This window comes from Bacillus sp. MMSF_3353 (assembly GCF_030733445.1).
Classification (GTDB): Bacteria; Bacillota; Bacilli; order Bacillales; family Bacillaceae_G; genus Bacillus_A; species Bacillus_A wiedmannii.
In genome coordinates this window covers 1-13294 of the sequence record NZ_JASHJA010000059.1, presented here as the reverse complement: position 1 = coordinate 13294, position 13294 = coordinate 1, and the positions used below count along the sequence as shown (strand labels likewise).

General features: G+C 29.9%; 11 protein-coding genes. 9 read left to right on the top strand and 2 right to left on the bottom strand.

From position 1 onward, the window contains the following. Window positions 1-564: 564 nt before the first annotated feature. Window positions 565-1149 carry an SCO family protein gene (locus RBB48_RS30785; RefSeq protein ID WP_098155382.1) on the bottom strand — a complete coding sequence of 195 codons (585 nt, stop codon included), beginning with the start codon at window positions 1147-1149 and terminating at the stop codon, window positions 565-567. 804 nt (window positions 1150-1953) lie between these two features. On the opposite strand from RBB48_RS30785, the gene RBB48_RS30780 reads away from it, so the two are divergent. The 9 genes from RBB48_RS30780 to RBB48_RS30740 all read left to right on the top strand — a co-directional run bounded on the left by RBB48_RS30780 (window position 1954) and on the right by RBB48_RS30740 (window position 12299). Further along, a complete protein-coding gene (locus RBB48_RS30780; protein ID WP_097890057.1) occupies window positions 1954-2301 on the top strand; it encodes a cupin domain-containing protein in 348 nt (115 codons plus the stop codon). Between the two features lie 396 nt (window positions 2302-2697). After that, window positions 2698-3972: an ATP-grasp domain-containing protein gene (locus RBB48_RS30775; RefSeq protein ID WP_306008776.1), complete on the top strand. Its 1275-nt coding sequence runs from the start codon at window positions 2698-2700 to the stop codon at window positions 3970-3972. A 149-nt stretch (window positions 3973-4121) separates the two neighbouring features. Further along, entirely contained in the window at window positions 4122-5030 is a 909-nt protein-coding gene (gene rocF, locus RBB48_RS30770; protein WP_097890059.1) for an arginase, read from the top strand. Between the two features lie 100 nt (window positions 5031-5130). Continuing rightward, complete coding sequence (locus RBB48_RS30765) at window positions 5131-6420, top strand: lysine N(6)-hydroxylase/L-ornithine N(5)-oxygenase family protein (RefSeq protein ID WP_097890060.1); 1290 nt, start codon at window positions 5131-5133, stop codon at window positions 6418-6420. A gap of 16 nt (window positions 6421-6436) precedes the next feature. Next, on the top strand, window positions 6437-8452 hold the full coding sequence (locus tag RBB48_RS30760; protein ID WP_097890061.1) for a class I tRNA ligase family protein: 2016 nt from the start codon (window positions 6437-6439) through the stop codon (window positions 8450-8452). A 67-nt stretch (window positions 8453-8519) separates the two neighbouring features. Then, window positions 8520-9428, top strand: a complete 909-nt coding sequence (locus RBB48_RS30755) for a branched-chain amino acid ABC transporter substrate-binding protein (RefSeq protein ID WP_097890062.1) — start codon at window positions 8520-8522, stop codon at window positions 9426-9428. After that, window positions 9406-10467 carry an NAD(P)/FAD-dependent oxidoreductase gene (locus RBB48_RS30750; RefSeq protein WP_371878408.1) on the top strand — a complete coding sequence of 354 codons (1062 nt, stop codon included), beginning with the start codon at window positions 9406-9408 and terminating at the stop codon, window positions 10465-10467. The genes RBB48_RS30755 and RBB48_RS30750 overlap by 23 nt, the downstream gene beginning before the upstream one ends. Window positions 10468-10481: 14 nt before the next feature. Next, window positions 10482-10937 (top strand): GNAT family N-acetyltransferase, encoded by a 456-nt coding sequence (locus tag RBB48_RS30745; protein WP_097890064.1) that lies wholly within the window; start codon window positions 10482-10484, stop codon window positions 10935-10937. Between the two features lie 144 nt (window positions 10938-11081). Beyond that, window positions 11082-12299, top strand: coding sequence for an MFS transporter (locus RBB48_RS30740; protein WP_001122312.1), 1218 nt, complete (start codon window positions 11082-11084; stop codon window positions 12297-12299). 418 nt (window positions 12300-12717) lie between these two features. On the opposite strand, the gene RBB48_RS30735 is transcribed toward RBB48_RS30740, so the two are convergent. Further along, complete coding sequence (locus RBB48_RS30735) at window positions 12718-13047, bottom strand: Lrp/AsnC family transcriptional regulator (protein ID WP_306008775.1); 330 nt, start codon at window positions 13045-13047, stop codon at window positions 12718-12720. Window positions 13048-13294 lie beyond the last annotated feature (247 nt).

Here is a 13294-nt window from a genome sequence, read left to right as displayed (position 1 = left end):
CTGTGTTTCTTCAAATTTTCGTTTTTGGATATATGCTTGAGCATGGATAATTTCTTTCTGAAGTTCTTTTAATTCTTCCGTAGATCCAGATTCAATCCTCATGTACGTAGTAACTAGACTAATCATCATATCCATCTTTTCTACTATATTTTTAAAAAGTAGGGTTCCCTAACGTGGGCAGATTGTTTCAACAGATAAATTTACTGTCGATGGTTCATAGTAGGAAGCAAGTGGTCTACAAACAAATGATCTCCTAAATTATTAAAAATTTTTAGTTCCAGTTACAGAATTCTTATTTTATAAGGATTCATTTTTGTATCAAAAGCATACAAAGTAAAAAAATAAGATCGGCGAACACGATCTTATCTTTAGCACAAGGAGTAAACAAAAAGGATAACCATTATATTTTTATTTTGCTTAGATTTTTGCTGATTCTTAATATTAAAACCATAATCAACAATAGTATATATATTGAGAAAGTAATTACAAATTTTGTTGTAATTATTTTAAAAAAATGAAAGTAAACTTTCACTTTCCTCAAACTATTGACTTAATAGAATTTTATTATCTAATTTTTTTAATGTCTTGAATAATTTCGTCATAAGGAGTATTTTCGACACCTGAATATTTTTTTAGAACTTTTCCATTTTTGTTAATCAGATAAAAACTTGTGCCATGTATAACTTGTGTATCATTTTCTGGCTTAGTTACAAGTGATTGGAAGTTTTCTTTAGCAAACTTTTCAATATCTGCTCTTTTATATCCCGTGAGGAAATGAGTCCTACTTCCATCCATTGCATAGGTCTTCATAAATTCTGTTATTTTTTCTGGTGTGTCTACTTCAGGATCAACACTAAATGATACAAATTCTACATCTTTAATCCCGTCCGTATTCAACATTCTCTGGAGTTTTGCCATATTGGCTGTCATAGGTGGACAAACTGTTTGGCAACTTGTAAAGAAGAAATCAGCTACCCAAATTTTATCTTGTAACTCAGCTGATCCAAATTGCTTCCCATTTTGATCTGTAAATGAGAACTTTTGTACATCCCAATCTAGTGAATTGTTGAGTTTTGCATCTTTGCATGCTCCTAGAGCTATAACTGTGATTATAAGTATAAGTGATCTAATGAAATTCATTTTTTTCATATGTATTTATCTCCTTTCATTTTTTATAGATTTTACGGAATGGTTATATGAACTACCCAACAATCGGTAGTATTTACTTTGGTTAATTTTTATTTTTAATAGCCATCGAATTAATCTTAACAAAACCGAATGAATCCCCTTGTTCCAGGGTATTTATAATAATACTACTATGCATATAGCTTCCTCTTTGATGTTTATAGTTCACAAGACTGCTTATAATTAAGATTGTTAGGTATGTCATTATTACATACATAGCTTCTTTATTTTACGGATCATAATAAAAGGTTAAAGGTAAAGTAAAACAAGAAGATATTATCTAGTACTTTGTTATACAAAGCGCGATATCTGATAAGAAGTATTTTATATAAGGAAAAATAGATAGTTCATTCAAGAACTTATTGATAATACTGGTAATGAATTCATCTCGGTATGATCCTTGAATTAATATCCTTAATAAGAGTGAAAAAACACTATATATTTGGCTAATGTGTTAAAAATAGAGTTAACTATAGTATAAATTAAAGATTAAATTATACATATTGAGAAAATATTTTAGAGATTGAATATTAAGATTTCTCCTATTAAAATTAAATTTGAAATGAAAGGATAATCTGTAAGCATGGCCCTTATGTAGAAAAGAGATAGGACTATTTCTATCTCTTTTTGTTATGCTGGCAGTTTATATATCTTTAATTAATTCTTTAGACACATGTAAAGGAATTTAGTTTATACCTGATATATTCCTTTTATTAAGTTAACTAAGTTAATTGATTCAAGAATTTTATAACATTAGGAGGATAACAAATGAAAAATTATCAACTTACACAGATTTTAAGAGAAAAAAGAAATATAGACAAAAATTATTATGAATTTTTGCATGAAACGGATCTAAGTATGGGAATTTATGAATTGAAAGCAGGATCTTTAGATATCCAACAACCACATACAGAAGATGAAGTATATTATATTATCAATGGCAGAGCACAACTTGAAGTAGAGAGTGAAAATATTTTTGTTGAATCTGGTTCTATTATTTATGTAAAGGCTAACATGGAACATAGATTTCATACTATTGAAGAAGATCTCACGGTACTTGTTTTCTTTGCACCTGCTGAATACTCTTGCGAAAAAGATTTTAAATTACAACGATAATTGCATAATAAGAAAGGTGAAAATAAAAGTCTTTTTATCAAGTTTGTTTAAATTAGACAACAACTAATTATAGGCAGGTATGTTATTCCATTAAAGAAAAATAAACTTTTTCAATAAATAAGAATCAATAGAAAAAAACAAAAATGTTAAAATCAGGAAATTTATGTTTAAAAAAGGTAAACTTTACGGCGTTTTTAATGAATTCTTGTTAGTTTTTTCAAGTAAAAATATCTAGTTGCATGTCTTTCAATTTGAGGTTTTTTGGGTTTTTTTTACATGAAAATATATTTATGGAAAAATGTTTCTAAATATTTCTAATCTATTGAACAATCAAAAGTTTTAGTATACGATTACAACGTGTTATCAAGATATACAGAGAAGAAAAGGAGATTACATATGAAAAATAAAAAAATTGGAATCATCATGAGAAAAGGTTATAGCATTCATGGTGATCATATTGAAACTGCAGGAAGAATATCTGATGAACTTTACTTGTTTACGAGTGTACCAAGTAAAACAATGGATGCGCGCTTTAAAGAAGTAATTGTACTTGAAGAGGCTTCTGAAATAGATGCTGAAAATTATATTTTTACAAAAGGAAAAGATATAGGAATTAACTTTTTTGTAACTTGGCAAGAAACTGATATTGTATTAACTGCTAAAATTAATGAACGCTTTGGCAATAAAGCGTTATCTGTTGAAGCTGCTACGACATCTCGAGATAAATCAAAGCAGAGAGAATTTATGTTAAAGAATTCTATTGCTAGTCCTAAATTTGCAAAAGTTAATTCTATAGAGGATGCAGAGAAAGAAATAGAAAATATTCCTTTCCCTGTAATCATTAAGCCTACTATGGCTGCTAGCAGTGAATCTGTATATTTAGTTAACAGCTTAGAAGAATTGAATAATTCATTAGAAAAAATTATTAATCTTTCTAAAACAAATAAAGGATTCTATTTTAATCAAACACAACAATGTGTGGCATTAGTAGAAGAATTTCTGACTGGAGAAGAAATTACAGTTGATGGAGTCGTTTTAAATGGAGAATTTTACCTTGGTGGAATTCACAATAAAAATAAAATGATGGGTCCATATTTCGAGGAAGATGAATACACTTTACCGTATGTTGGTGTAGATGAAGACATAGTTGTTAATATTGCTAAAGAAATATGTGGAAAATTAGCTATTGAAAACAGTTTATTTAATGTAGAACTACGCCGAGATACGCAAGGGAATTTTAAAGTTGTAGAATTTAGTACTAGAATCAGTGGCGGGCATGTTTATCGTAATATACGTGATGTACATGGAATTGATTTAGTAGCCGTTAATATTCTTGGTTTATTAGATTGTAAAGGGGATATTATGGAATTCTTCTTAACTAGATCTACAACACCAAAATCTTGTACTTGTATTAAATTTGTATATAGATCTGGAATTATAAAGAAAAATGAATTGGGAATTGTTGCTGAACAGCCAGAGTATAAGGCTTACTATCCTGTAGCAAAAGTAGGAGCTGAAGTATATCATGCTCCAAAAGGATTTGATATAACGGGCTTACTTTCATTAAGAGCACCATATAATGATAAATCTGATGTAGAAAATTTGCGCCAAAGAGCTAGAGTATTAGATAATCAATTAGATATAGAATTAGAAATTCCGGTTCATGCATAAAAACTTAAGTAAATCTGGTTGTTATATTCCTTGTTTTAAATGAGGAATATAACCGCTAGATTTATCAATAAATTATTTAATAGTATCAATTTAAAACCAAGTAATCCTATATATATTATTATTATTATTGAAATGGAGTGGAAAATATTATGAATAAAAAAGTATCTATTTTGGGAGCACCTACTTACTTCGGAGCTAGTATAGGAGGGGTTGACCTTGGACCATATGTTATAAGATACGGCGGTATGTCGAAGCAATTAACTGAAATCGGAATTGATTTTGTTGATCTAGGAGACATTTCTCTTCCTTCAACCAATAATAAAAATTATGGAATTGTCAAACAAGAGTTTTCAAATGAAGTAATTGATATATGTAAAAATATTGCTTCGACAGTTGAGAACGAATTGGAAAAAGGGCATTTCCCATTAGTTTTAGGTGGAGATCATAGTATTGCAATTGGGACTGTAACTGGAATTCTTAGAAAGATACCAAGATTGGGAGTAATCTGGTTTGATGCTCATGGGGATGCAAATACATTTGAAACATCGATTTCTGGTAATATTCATGGGATGTCTTTAGCAATTCTCTTAGGATACGGTAACGAAAAATTTAAAGATTTTCTAGAGAAAGAAACTAAAATTGATCCAAAGAATATCGTACAAATAGGAATTCGTGATTTAGACCCGGGGGAAGAAGAGTTTCTCAAAAATTTAGGAGTAACAATTTTTACAGCAGAAGATGTGAGAAAACAAGGAATAAAAAGTATTATGGAAAAGGCAATTAAGATTCTCAATAATAATACAGATGCAGTTCATCTAACATTTGATTTAGATGCTTTAGATCCTGAATTTGCTCCTGGAGGAGGATTAGCAGTTCCACATGGTTTAAGTTTAGATGATACAAAAGAGGCAATTGATATGCTAAGAAATAATACAAACCTAGTAGCTGCAGAGTTTACGGAAATAAACCCTATATTAGACAAGGATAATATTACTGTCAACACAACAATTGGACTTATCACTGAACTTTTAAGTAAGAAAGTTACTATGTCTAAATAATTTTTTCTGAAATTATTTTTAAAACTATAAAAAAACAATAAAAAAATATAAAAAATAAAATTATATACGAGAATTTAAAAAAACGAAAAGGACGAGTCAAATGAATAATAAAATATATGATGTTATTGGAATTGGATTTGGGCCAGCGAACCTTGCTTTAGCAACTGCTATTGAAGAAGAAAATAATTCAATGGAAAGAATTTTTCTAGAAGAAAAAACGCACTATCAATGGCATCCAGGGATGCTTTTAGATAATACAAATATTCAAATTTCATTTTTGAAAGACCTTGTAACTCTAAAAAATCCTAAAAGTAAATTCTCCTTTTTAAATTATCTACATGAAAATGAAAGACTAAGCGATTTTATTAATCTCTCAGAGTTTTATCCGTCACGACTTGAATACAATGATTATATGTCTTGGGTTGCATCTCAATTAGAAGAACACGTTTATTATAGTCGAACAGTAATTTCAGTAGACCCTATTATATCTGAAGATTCTGTCGAATTATTAGAAGTTATTGTACAAAATACAAAGACTAATCAATTAGAGAGCTATATTACTAAAAATATTGTTTTGGCTACAGGTGGAACACCAAGAACGCCAATAAACATTGAATTGAATAATAGTAGAGTATTTCATTCAAGTCAATTTAAAAACAAAATTAATAACTTTAAACAAAATGATGCTCATAAGTTTTTAGTTGTAGGTTCGGGACAAAGTTCAGCTGAATTATTTTTCCATCTAATCAATAATTATCCGAAATCAGATATTACGGCAACGATGAGACCTTTCTCATATAAAGCTGTAAATGAAAGTAAGCTTGTTAATCGTATATTTGACGCTAATATGATTGACTTTATTTATTCTTTACCAGAAAAAAATCGAGATGCTTTATTAAAACACCACAGTGATACTAATTATGCAGCTGCGGATGGAAGTTTAATAAGCCAAATTAATAAAGCTTTATATAACCAAAAATTTCATGGAGAAGATCGTTTTAGAATAAAGCCATTTTTAGAATTAACGGAGATAAAAACACTGTCTGATAAAGCGGTTGTTTATTACAAAGACATAGTTAAACATACAGAAGTTGTTATTGAAGCTGATGCTGTAATTCTTGCTACTGGGTACGAAAGTAAAAAGAACCATCCTTTATTAAAAAATCTTAACTCGTACATTTCAGATAATATTGAAGTTTCCCGAAATTATCGTTTAGAAACAACGGATAAATTTAAACCTGGTATTTATTTACAGGGTGTAAATGAAAGCACTCATGGACTGAGTGACACTTTATTATCTAATTTATCTATTCGATCAAATGAAATTTTAAAAACCGTACAAGAAAATAATTCATTAACAGAAGAAAAAACTAAAAACGTGGTTTCATAATATAGGGGGTCTAAAGATGCATATTGAAAAGATAAATCCACAGATTTTTACAAATGAATATGATATTATGTGTCAACGATTATTTCCGCATTCTAATAAATTATATGATTCACCATTTGGTGCAATGTGGGGAATCATAGAACCTGGAGAAATTTCTAAAATTCATGGGCATCATGAAGTTGAAACTTTTATTATCTTTAAGGGTGAAGGAATAGTTAAAGTGGGTAAAAAAGAAGAACCTGTTACGCAAGGGGACGCCATCTTTATTCCACCATTTGAAGAACATAGTTTGAAAAATACATCAGATGAAAATTTGATATTCTTCACCATATGGTGGGAAAATGCTTTTAGTAAAAAAAATAGCAAGAAGTTAGATTCAGGTAAAAAGAAATATTTAATAACGGCCACACCACCAACACCTAATGGTGATTTACATGTAGGGCACCTATCTGGTCCATATACAGGAGCTGACATTTTAACTAGATATTTAAAACTTAAAGGAAATGAAGTCTTTTATATGAGTGGGGCGGATGATCATCAAAGCTATGTGCCGTTTAAGGCTGGACAATTAGAAAAATCTCCTAGAGAAACGGCAGATCATTTTGCTAATGAAATTGAAAAAACATTAAGACTAGCAGAAATTAATCCGGATATTTTTGTAAAGCCTCATTTTTCAACATTCCACATTGAGTTTGTCAAAGAGTTTTTTGAAAAACTGTGGAATGAAGGTAAATTAGTAGAAAAAGAAGTCGACATTCTATTCTGTAAGCAATGCGATAAGCACCTTTATGAAGCTTATGTGAGAGGTAATTGTCCACATTGTGATGAATTATCAGATGGCAACGCTTGTGAAAAATGTGGTAGACCTAATTTGTGTATAGATTTATTAAACCCAACTTGTAAATGTTGTGGTAGCGAACCAGAGAAATCTAAAATTAAACAACTATTTTTCCCATTAAGTAATTATAAAACACAATTAAAACAGTACTACAAAGAATTAAAAATAGGGCCACATCTAACGGCATTATGTGAGAGAATGCTAGATGAAGATTTCCCTGATATTCCTATTTCACATGTATCTGATTGGGGAATTCCAGTTCCGGTAGAAGGATATGAAAATCAAACTATATATGTATGGTTTGAAATGGCACCTGGATATTTATCTGCGACAAACGAATTAATTCAGGATAAAAACCTTTCGTATACGTTAAGGGATTTTTGGAATAATCAAGATACGACTATCATTAATTTCTTTGGATATGATAATGGCTATTTCCATTCAGTGCTTTTCCCAGCTATTTGGCTAGCATATAGTGAAGATATAACTCTTCCTAAAACAATGATAACAAATGAATTTTATCAACTAGAGGGTCTTAAGTTTTCAACAAGCAGGGGACATGCTGTATGGGGCAAAGAATTATTAGAAAATGCTTCACATGATGTTGTAAGGTATTATTTATCTTATAGTAGACCGGAAACAGTTGAAACAAACTTCACTATGGAAGAATTTAATCATATTGTAGATACGAACTTAAACCAAGAATGGGAATCATGGTTACATGATTTAAAATGCAAGTTAGAAGCTGAGTCTCCAAATGGTGCTCCAGAATTAGAGACACTATCAGGTAACTATTTAATGTATTATCAACATGTAAATCGAATTATGAATGAAATTATGAATGCATATGAACCAAATACATTTTCACCGCAAAAGGTAGTTAGATTATTAAATGAACTAGTCAGAATTGCTAAAAAATTCTCAGCAGGAGAAGAATTTTTAACGGTATTAAAGAATAATCAACAAAGAAGAAATACTGCTATTGCACTAGAATTATATACTGCAAAAATTTTAGCGTTATTTTCTAGCCCAATCATGCCTACATTTGGTAAAATGCTATGGGGGGATTTGGGATTTAATGTTGACATGCAGTTGGATGAGGAAGTAAGCTTTTTGCCTGCTGGACAGAAAGTGGATCTTCAAGAGAATTATTTTTCAAAAACAAACGACAGTTTTTATCTTCAGAATATTTGATAATATGAGGGGGGTAGTACTTACCTCCTCATATTTCCTAATAAAAAATATATAGGGAGCTCAAATTATGAAAGAGAAAATAAAAATTGGAGTAGTAGGCCCTTTTTCAGGTCCTAGGTCTGTATACGGACAAATGTTAATTGAGGGTGTAAATCGTGCGAAGCTAAATTATGCTGGTAACATCGAATGGGTTTATCAAGATGATAAAGGAGATCCAAATACCATCAAAGATATTTCTAAAAAAATGATTGAATCAGGGGTTGTTGCTGTAATTGGACACTTTAATAGTGCATGTGCTTTAAAAGCAATACCGTTTTATTCCAAGGCGAAAATTCCATTCTTAGTTCCTGCATCGACTAATTTAGACGTTACGCTTAATAACGAGGAATTAGTATTTAGGTTTTGTTCTAATGATTTGGTACAAGCTGAAACTGTTATTAATTTTTTGAAAACTAAAGATATTCAAACGATTAAGGCAGTTTCTGATGAAACATTTTACGGGAAAAGCCTAGCAGATTTACTGTATCAAAGTGCAAATTCTTCATTTAAAGAAGTTACTAGAATTGAAGATTTTAATAGTGAAAATAATAAGCATAGCGATGCAATATTCTTTGCTGGGACACACTTTAACTCCGCAACTTATCTAAGGGAACTGAGGATGAGAGGGTATAAAGGAATTTTTATAGCTTCAGATGATTCTTATGTAGATGAATTTATAGAATTAGCCCAAGATTATTCTAACGATGCTTTTACCATAAAAGCAAAAGAGGATTATGTAGAAACATCATTTCTTGCAGCTTCATATCTATTAGAATGTATTGAATCTAATGTAGAAAATTTAATTAATGAATTAGCAACAGGTAATTCTACAATTAAATTTTCAAGCAATGGAGATCGTTTAGGAGCTTCATGGATAATTGCACAAGTTATTGATAAATCTTTTGTTGAGGTGAATTATCATAAAACATTCAGCTGATGTAGTTATTATTGGCGGCGGCATTATTGGTGCAGCTATACAGTATTATTTAACCAAGCAAAATATTACAAATACAATTTTATTAGAGAAAAATTCCTTTAGTAGTGGATCAACAGGCCAATCCGGAGGTTTTATAAGGGTCTATCATAATGATCCTTATCTAACTGAAATAGCAAAAGAAGGAATAAATGATTTTTTTAGTATTAGTGAAGAGGTTAAATTTAAGCAGACTGGAATGTTATATGTTGAAAATGAAACACAACATATAAAAATGGAAAAGCAAATTGGAGAACTTAAAAAATCTGGACATAAAATTAGTATCCTTTCATCTGAAGTATTAAAGAAAGAATTTGAATTTATAAATTTGCCTAAAAACAGCTGTGTGGCTTACGAGGAACAAGCAGGGTACATTAGCCCATCGTTAGCCACGAATACATGGATTGAAACATCTAAAACTAAAGGTGCATTAGCTTGTGAAGGAATAGAAGTGAAAGGAATTTTAATGGATAATAACTGTGTTGTAGGTGTTAAAACCTCCTATGGGACTATACATTGTAAACATATTGTTGTGGCAGCTGGAGCCTGGAGTGGAAATATATTAGATACTATAGGTATTAAAATTCCAGTAAGAAGTAAAATTATTCAAATTCATTTCTTTGATGGAATAGGAAAAAAAGACCATCCAATTTTTATAGATGATAGTACTGGATTATATGGCAGACCTGATAATCTAGGTACTTCTCTAGTAGGATATCCAGTAGATAAGTATGATATTGATCCAGACAAAAAAATGTCAATTGACCCAAATGACTTAGAAAAAATGCTTCAAAATTCAAAAAGTAGATTGCCATATCTAAATAAAAACTTATTTATAGGTGGAAGAAGAAGCTTTGATGCATATACATCAGATAATCGAGGAATTATAGAACAATTTCCACAAGTAGAAGGTTTAATCGTTGCAACTGGCTGGAGTGGTGGTGGAGTAAAGTTGGCTCCTGGTATTGGTAAGAGAATAGCGAAAATGATTACTGGAGTATAGGGGGAGAAAAGACTATGAACAATCTCGAGAATATTGAAATTTTTGAAGCGACCTATGATGATAGAGAGACTGTTATCAATTTAATTAGAATGTATATGGAATTCTATGAAAAGCCTGTGCGTGAAAAAAGTTCTTTAGATAAATTAGTAAATACCATAATAGAAAATAAAGATTTGGGATTATTCTATGTTTGTACGATTAATAAAGAGCCAATAGGATTTGCTACTTTATATACCACTTTCAGTACGTTAAGTATGGGAAGAGCAATGATTTTAAATGATTTATTTGTTATCCCTGATTATAGAAAATTGGGTATTGGGGATATGTTATTTAATACTTGTAAAAAGTACGTCCAAGACAATAATTATGCATATATGGAATGGGTTACCGCAAAAGATAATATAGTTGCCCAAAATTTCTATAAAAAACAAAAAGCAAATAAGAGTGATTGGATTGTTTACAGTATTTAAATAACAATCTAATAGTATTTAGGGCGGGTATAAAAGAACATTTTCAATGTGCAATTTTGTTATGTGTTTTCCAAATCCCTTTCTTTAAACAAGTTAAAACAAATTTAAGGTCAAACAACCGATATAAGAAAGAAGGAATGTATAATGCCAATTCAATTTATATTTATAGTACTATTGGCGCTGACTCTTTGTGGGGAAGGTATGTTAACAGTAACTCTAACCTGGACAATTTTGGATAAAGGGGGATCAGTTACTCATTTAGGAATTATATTAACATTAATGAGTTTGTTACCATTCTTTATGCAAAAATATTCGAAAAGTCTTAAGATGTGGTTAACAAAAAGTCCATTGTTAATTTTCTCTGGTGTCCGTTGCATCGGTATTATTCTGATTATAATAAGTCTTTTGAATAGTGAACATATTAATGTTTTTACTTTATATATTTTTGCAGGTGTTTTTTCTATTATTTTATTTTTATCTACGCAAAGCTTGGAAACTTATATGTCTCAAATGGTATTATCAGGAGAAATTCCAGCAGGAAAGGCTTCAAATATGTTACAAACTGCAATACAAATTGGAGCATTTGGTGGGAACGCAATAGCAGGATTTATGATGAATGTAGGTGGATTTAATAATGTACTTTATGGTTTAGCATTCTCTTTAGGTATTGGGGTATTTTTACCTCTTCTAATGCCGCTATTAAAAAGTAAAGATGTTCAGCAAAATAAAAAACCTGTATCAAATCATATTGAAAAAATAAATCCAATAGATAATTCAAAAATATTATGGATTACAATTACTGGTATTGCTGTTTTAACAATACAACTTGCATCATTTAATTTTTTAGTACCAATTTTATTTCACGATGTATATCGTTGGGATCCTATGCAGTATGGATTTGTTAGTGCTGCAGCAGGTTTAGGGGCTTTATTAGCTACACTTGTTGGGAAATTTGAAAAATTTATTCCAAGGTCAATTTTTCTATTAATTGCTGTTTTTGATATTACTTTAGGATTAGTGCATTCCTGGTATTTAGCAATTGCCGTTTCATTTATGCTTGGTTTTGTTTTTAATCGTTCACGTATCAATCAAAGAACTGTCATGTTTGACTTTATTAAAACAAAAGAAGAAACGGTTATTTGGTCTAGTCGATCTACACTAGCATTCCAGTTTACCAAAGCCGCTTTACCTTTATCGTTAGCATTACCTATTCAATGGATTGGGATTATGAATGCAGGTCATCTTTTTGGAGTGATAGGTACGGTTGTTGCTGCTACTATGATGGTAATTTATCTTAACGAACTAAATCATAGAAAAAAAATAGAAGTTTTACAACAAGAAGTTGCTCCAAAATCATTTTAATAGCAGCGTATTAAATGAAAAGAATAGCTAATGAAGTAAATTTTATAACGTCGAAACAACGTATAAATAACTATGTAGAAATGAGTACTGTATTATACAGTACTCATTTCTTTTAGTTCGCCTTTAATTATAATTAAAATAGTCAATATCATTTCCTAATTCCAATTCAAATAAGCAATTAAATTTCAACTACTCTATTAGTAGATTTCTCAAATGAAACAATATCCACGTTAATTCTTTATATAGATATGAGAGTATTAGTTCCATTTTACTATGCATTTTGTGTAGTAATGTATTTATATTATGTTTTAGAGTTGTGACTTAAACTGAATTTATATTGTCAAAAAACTACACCCAAATTGTTAGGAGTGTAGTTTTTTGTTATGGTGTTTATTATTAGGAAAAGTCGCTTATAACCTTAATTATCTGTCAAATCATAATTAGTATTTGTTTTGAATATTATAAGATTAGATATTATTTGAGCTACAGAAATATAATTATCAACAAATTCTTCTAATTCTCTCAAATCAGTTATTATAATTTTAGCAATAAAGTCAGTCTTTCCTGTAACTCTATAACAAAATTCAATATTTGTTTCAAGCTGTATACAATCCATAAATTCCCGGAACTGGCCTTCTTTTACGTTTATTTCTAATATTGCTTGTAAAGAATTTGTAGTTGTTTCCTTATTGCTATTTTCCGTTCCAATCATGTTAGTGGATTTAGTTTGAATAACGGTATTTTTCATTTGATAAAAAATCCTTTCAAATTAGTTTCAAATAGAAAAAATATAACCTTTTTCCATTACAGGTGAAATGGTAAGTCGAAGTAGGGTTTAGTATTATAAAGGTATTCAGATATGGATATGAAATATTATAGGATAAAAAATTTTAAAAGGAGGAATTTATATTATGAAAAAAACATCGGATGATCAAAAGTTATTGAGTATCTATTTTCAACAAATTGTAAAAGCAATTATACTCATGAAATAGTAT